The organism is Acinetobacter sp. ANC 4779 (assembly GCF_004331055.1).
Lineage (GTDB): Bacteria > Pseudomonadota > Gammaproteobacteria > Pseudomonadales > Moraxellaceae > Acinetobacter.
This window is the reverse complement of the sequence record NZ_SJNU01000011.1, coordinates 143027-149536: the sequence shown is the minus strand read 5'-3', so window position 1 is coordinate 149536 and position 6510 is coordinate 143027. Positions and strand designations below refer to the sequence as shown.

Sequence of the window (6510 nt, the reverse complement as noted above, 5' to 3'; positions counted from 1 at the left end):
TCAACATTCAACATTCAACATTCAACATTCAACATTCAACATTCAACATTCAACATTCAACATTCAACATTCAACATTCAACATTCAACATTCAACATTCAACATTCAACATTCAACATTCAACATTCAACATTCAACATTCAACATTCAACATGTTGGGTAAGCTTTAATAGACATAATTTGCAGTTTGATATCAAGAGCAATTTGATCGCTATCAACAGTGCATATAAAACCTGTTGAAGGTAGGTGGGCTCAGCTGGTTGAAGACATCGATGAATTGTTTTGAGAAGAATACAAATTAAAAATGATTTCTTGTTTAGACTGGTTGGAAAGCAATCTTATTTTAAATTTGGCCACTATTTTTTGTTCTGTATATTTCATTTGTTTACATTTCTCTACGAGAGTGAATTAAGTAATCAACGATAAAGTGGAAGATAAAAAGGAAAATATAAGCAAGTAGGGTGAGGTGAACACGGAGGGTGCTTGAGTGTTTTAAAAGGTTTTGAATTGAAAAACTTTATAATAAAAGCTAAAAAATAAGAAAAACCGGCCTGTTTTGCAGAATAAATAACCGGTCGAGGTATTATTGATAAAATAATGGGGAAAAGGGGTTGCGCGAGGATTTTTTTCGCCTATAATGCGTATCCATCGGCGGTGATGTTGATTAAAACTTGTTGAGAAACAAGGATTTAGCCTAAAGGGTTTAAATCTGGAAGTCTTGAAGAAGTTTGGAAATAATCAATAAAACCTGTTGACTATTCTTGAGAAGAGAGTAGTATAGCCGACCTAGCTTGCTGGTGACGAATCAGCAAGAAGATCATTAAGAACTTATGAAGAACAACTTGTGTGGATTTTTACTGGTTGATCGATCGAAATTATTTTCATTGATTGATGGTAGAAATGACTCGAAGTTTATTTGAGAAATATTTGTCAGAAAATTGATGAGCCAAGATTGGTGCCCTTTAAGGCACTAAGCAATATTAAACTGAAGAGTTTGATCATGGCTCAGATTGAACGCTGGCGGCAGGCTTAACACATGCAAGTCGAGCGGGGAAAAGTAGCTTGCTACTTTACCTAGCGGCGGACGGGTGAGTAATGCTTAGGAATCTGCCTATTAGTGGGGGACAACATTTCGAAAGGAATGCTAATACCGCATACGCCCTACGGGGGAAAGCAGGGGATCTTCGGACCTTGCGCTAATAGATGAGCCTAAGTCGGATTAGCTAGTTGGTGGGGTAAAGGCCTACCAAGGCGACGATCTGTAGCGGGTCTGAGAGGATGATCCGCCACACTGGGACTGAGACACGGCCCAGACTCCTACGGGAGGCAGCAGTGGGGAATATTGGACAATGGGGGGAACCCTGATCCAGCCATGCCGCGTGTGTGAAGAAGGCCTTTTGGTTGTAAAGCACTTTAAGCGAGGAGGAGGCTCCCTAGATTAATACTCTAGGTGAGTGGACGTTACTCGCAGAATAAGCACCGGCTAACTCTGTGCCAGCAGCCGCGGTAATACAGAGGGTGCAAGCGTTAATCGGATTTACTGGGCGTAAAGCGTGCGTAGGTGGCCAATTAAGTCAAATGTGAAATCCCCGAGCTTAACTTGGGAATTGCATTCGATACTGGTTGGCTAGAGTATGGGAGAGGATGGTAGAATTCCAGGTGTAGCGGTGAAATGCGTAGAGATCTGGAGGAATACCGATGGCGAAGGCAGCCATCTGGCCTAATACTGACACTGAGGTACGAAAGCATGGGGAGCAAACAGGATTAGATACCCTGGTAGTCCATGCCGTAAACGATGTCTACTAGCCGTTGGGGTCTTTGAGACTTTAGTGGCGCAGCTAACGCGATAAGTAGACCGCCTGGGGAGTACGGTCGCAAGACTAAAACTCAAATGAATTGACGGGGGCCCGCACAAGCGGTGGAGCATGTGGTTTAATTCGATGCAACGCGAAGAACCTTACCTGGTCTTGACATAGTAAGAACTTTCCAGAGATGGATTGGTGCCTTCGGGAACTTACATACAGGTGCTGCATGGCTGTCGTCAGCTCGTGTCGTGAGATGTTGGGTTAAGTCCCGCAACGAGCGCAACCCTTTTCCTTATTTGCCAGCGGGTTAAGCCGGGAACTTTAAGGATACTGCCAGTGACAAACTGGAGGAAGGCGGGGACGACGTCAAGTCATCATGGCCCTTACGACCAGGGCTACACACGTGCTACAATGGTCGGTACAAAGGGTTGCTACCTAGCGATAGGATGCTAATCTCAAAAAGCCGATCGTAGTCCGGATTGGAGTCTGCAACTCGACTCCATGAAGTCGGAATCGCTAGTAATCGCGGATCAGAATGCCGCGGTGAATACGTTCCCGGGCCTTGTACACACCGCCCGTCACACCATGGGAGTTTGTTGCACCAGAAGTAGGTAGTCTAACCGCAAGGAGGACGCTTACCACGGTGTGGCCGATGACTGGGGTGAAGTCGTAACAAGGTAGCCGTAGGGGAACCTGCGGCTGGATCACCTCCTTAACGAAAGATTGACGATCGGTAAGAATCCACAACAAGTTGTTCTTCATAAAGATGTATCTGAGGGTCTGTAGCTCAGTTGGTTAGAGCACACGCTTGATAAGCGTGGGGTCACAAGTTCAAGTCTTGTCAGACCCACCACTATCTGACTACAGAAGAAAAGATACATCGATCTAATGATAAGCTGGGGACTTAGCTTAGTTGGTAGAGCGCCTGCTTTGCACGCAGGAGGTCAACGGTTCGACTCCGTTAGTCTCCACCATAATTTACAGAACTTAGTGAAAACTAAATTTGAGATTTAGATTTTATTAATTTCTGTGATTTAAGTATCACGGTATTAAACCTGACCTGACGAAGGCAAGTTTATTCATTAACAGATTGGCAAATTTGAGTTGAAATAATTGTTTAACTCAGAACTGAATAGAATTTAGCAGTAACTTGTTACTGTTAAATGAAATGAAGAACTGAGCACTAGCGAATTAACTGAATCAAGCGTTTTGGTATATGAATTCAATTGAAGCTGTACTGCAGTTCAATCTGCAAAACTTTGAACGATTAAGTTGTAGGCACTGCTTGTAGGTGTCGGCGACTGTTTGGGGTTGTATAGTCAAGTAATTAAGTGCATGTGGTGGATGCCTTGGCAGTCAGAGGCGATGAAAGACGTAATAGCCTGCGATAAGCTCCGGGGAGGCGGCAAATATCCTGTGATCCGGAGATTTCTGAATGGGGAAACCCACTTACCATAAGGTAGGTATTGCATGATGAATACATAGTCATGCAAGGCGAACGAGGGGAAGTGAAACATCTCAGTACCCTTAGGAAAAGAAATCAATTGAGATTCCCTTAGTAGCGGCGAGCGAACGGGGAAAAGCCCATTAAGTCATATAAGTTCTAGTGGAATGCTCTGGGAAGTGCAACCGTAGTGGGTGATAGTCCTGTACACGAAAGGGCTTATATGATGATGTCGAGTAGGGCGAGGCACGTGAAACCTTGTCTGAATATGGGGGGACCATCCTCCAAGGCTAAATACTCCTGACTGACCGATAGTGAACCAGTACCGTGAGGGAAAGGCGAAAAGAACCCCTGTGAGGGGAGTGAAATAGATCCTGAAACCGCATGCATACAAGCAGTGGGAGCCGGCATTGCGTCCGGTGACTGCGTACCTTTTGTATAATGGGTCAGCGACTTACATTCAGTAGCAAGGTTAACCGTATAGGGGAGCCGTAGGGAAACCGAGTCTTAATAGGGCGTTCAGTTGCTGGGTGTAGACCCGAAACCGGGTGATCTATCCATGAGCAGGTTGAAGGTTGGGTAACACTAACTGGAGGACCGAACCCACTGTCGTTGAAAAGCCAGGGGATGACTTGTGGATAGGGGTGAAAGGCTAATCAAACTCGGTGATAGCTGGTTCTCCCCGAAAGCTATTTAGGTAGCGCCTCGGACGAATACCATTGGGGGTAGAGCACTGTTTCGGCTAGGGGGTCATCCCGACTTACCAAACCGATGCAAACTCCGAATACCAATGAGTACTATCCGGGAGACAGACTGCGGGTGCTAACGTCCGTAGTCAAGAGGAAAACAATCCAGACCGCCAGCTAAGGCCCCAAAATTATAGTTAAGTGGGAAACGATGTGGGAAGGCATAGACAGCTAGGAGGTTGGCTTAGAAGCAGCCACCCTTTAAAGAAAGCGTAATAGCTCACTAGTCGAGTCGGCCTGCGCGGAAGATGTAACGGGGCTAAAACTATATGCCGAAGCTGCGGATTTACAATTTATTGTAAGTGGTAGGGGAGCGTTCTGTAAGCCGATGAAGGTGGATTGAGAAGTCTGCTGGAGGTATCAGAAGTGCGAATGCTGACGTGAGTAACGACAATGCGAGTGAAAAACTTGCACGCTGAAAGACCAAGGGTTCCAGTCCAACGTTAATCGGGGCTGGGTGAGTCGACCCCTAAGGCGAGGCCGAGAGGCGTAGTCGATGGGAAATTGGTTAATATTCCAATACTTCTGTGTAATGCGATGAGAGGACGGAGAAGGTTAAGTCAGCCTGGCGTTGGTTGTCCAGGTGAAAGGTAGTAGGCATGCATCTTAGGCAAATCCGGGGTGCTCTATGCTGAGAACTGATAGCAAGCTGTACTTGTACAGCGAAGTGGCTGATACCATACTTCCAGGAAAAGTCTCTAAGCTTCAGTTACACAGGAATCGTACCCTAAACCGACACAGGTGGTCAGGTCGAGTAGACCAAAGCGCTTGAGAGAACTCTGCTGAAGGAACTAGGCAAAATGGTACCGTAACTTCGGGAGAAGGTACGCTGTCGACGGTGATGGAATTTACTTCCTGAGCGGTTGACAGCCACAGAAACCAGGCCGCTGCAACTGTTTATTAAAAACATAGCACTCTGCAAACACGAAAGTGGACGTATAGGGTGTGATGCCTGCCCGGTGCTGGAAGGTTAATTGATGGGGTTAGCGTAAGCGAAGCTCTTGATCGAAGCCCCAGTAAACGGCGGCCGTAACTATAACGGTCCTAAGGTAGCGAAATTCCTTGTCGGGTAAGTTCCGACCTGCACGAATGGCATAATGATGGCGGCGCTGTCTCCAGCAGAGACTCAGTGAAATCGAAATCGCCGTGAAGATGCGGTGTACCCGCGGCTAGACGGAAAGACCCCGTGAACCTTTACTGCAGCTTGACATTGAACTTTGATCTTACTTGTGTAGGATAGGTGGGAGGCTTTGAAACCAGGACGCTAGTTCTGGTGGAGCCAATCTTGAAATACCACCCTGGTAATATTGAGGTTCTAACTCTGCTCCATAATCTGGAGCGAGGACCATGTCTGGTGGGTAGTTTGACTGGGGCGGTCTCCTCCTAAAGAGTAACGGAGGAGTACGAAGGTGCGCTCAGCGTGGTCGGAAATCACGCGTAGAGTATAAAGGCAAAAGCGCGCTTAACTGCGAGACCCACAAGTCGAGCAGGTACGAAAGTAGGTCTTAGTGATCCGGTGGTTCTGTATGGAAGGGCCATCGCTCAACGGATAAAAGGTACTCTGGGGATAACAGGCTGATACCGCCCAAGAGTTCATATCGACGGCGGTGTTTGGCACCTCGATGTCGGCTCATCTCATCCTGGGGCTGAAGCAGGTCCCAAGGGTATGGCTGTTCGCCATTTAAAGAGGTACGCGAGCTGGGTTTAGAACGTCGTGAGACAGTTCGGTCCCTATCTACCGTGGGCGCTGGAAATTTGAGAGGATCTGCTCCTAGTACGAGAGGACCAGAGTGGACAAACCTCTGGTGTACCGGTTGTCACGCCAGTGGCATCGCCGGGTAGCTATGTTTGGAAGGGATAACCGCTGAAAGCATCTAAGCGGGAAGCCTACCTCAAGATAAGATTTCCCAAGGACTATATGTCCTCTAAAGAGCCGTTGAAGACTACAACGTTGATAGGTTGGATGTGGAAGTGCAGTGATGCATGAAGCTGACCAATACTAATTACTCGTGAGGCTTGACTATACAACACCCAAACAGTTGTATGGTTCGATTGAATCGATACAAAAACCTTGATTTAGTTAACTAAACGCTAGACAATATTCAACTCAAACAGCCCAATCTGTCAAGATTTGGAAAAAGCCTAGGCAAACACTGAAAAGTGCAGCTAAGACCGAGGCAAGTATCCATAAACAGTTGTGCTGGCGACAATAGCAAGAGTGAACCACCTGATCCCTTCCCGAACTCAGAAGTGAAACCTCTTTGCGCTGATGGTAGTGTGGGGTTACCCATGTGAGAGTAAGTCATCGCCAGCTCATTATTCCTAAAATCCCCCTTAATCTTAAGATTGAGGGGGTTTTTTTAGGTCGCCATTTTTATATGCTAAAAAAAGGCTGCAAATTCAAGGTGAAGAGCTGACATTAAGCCCCACAATCAGCCGTTCAAAACCCGTCATTTTAGTTAAAGTTGATTTTTGCTATTTAGAAAAACGTCAGAATAAAAACTCTTTTAAATTT

The 6510-nt window shown here is 46.3% G+C and carries 2 tRNA genes and 3 rRNA genes; all 5 read left to right on the top strand.

What is annotated here, in order from left to right:
* The first annotated feature begins 982 nt into the window (after positions 1-982).
* The 5 genes from E0H80_RS13150 (at position 983) to rrf (ending at position 6309) form a co-directional block, all read left to right on the top strand.
* Positions 983-2520, top strand: a 16S ribosomal RNA gene (locus E0H80_RS13150).
* A 61-nt stretch (positions 2521-2581) separates the two neighbouring features.
* Positions 2582-2658 (top strand) — tRNA-Ile (locus E0H80_RS13145).
* Between the two features lie 45 nt (positions 2659-2703).
* Positions 2704-2779 (top strand) — tRNA-Ala (locus tag E0H80_RS13140).
* A gap of 343 nt (positions 2780-3122) precedes the next feature.
* Positions 3123-6019: ribosomal RNA gene (locus tag E0H80_RS13135) — 23S ribosomal RNA — on the top strand.
* Positions 6020-6194: 175 nt separating this feature from the next.
* Positions 6195-6309, top strand: a 5S ribosomal RNA gene (gene rrf, locus E0H80_RS13130).
* The 16S, 23S and 5S rRNA genes sit together here with 2 tRNA genes alongside, the layout of an rRNA operon.
* Positions 6310-6510 lie beyond the last annotated feature (201 nt).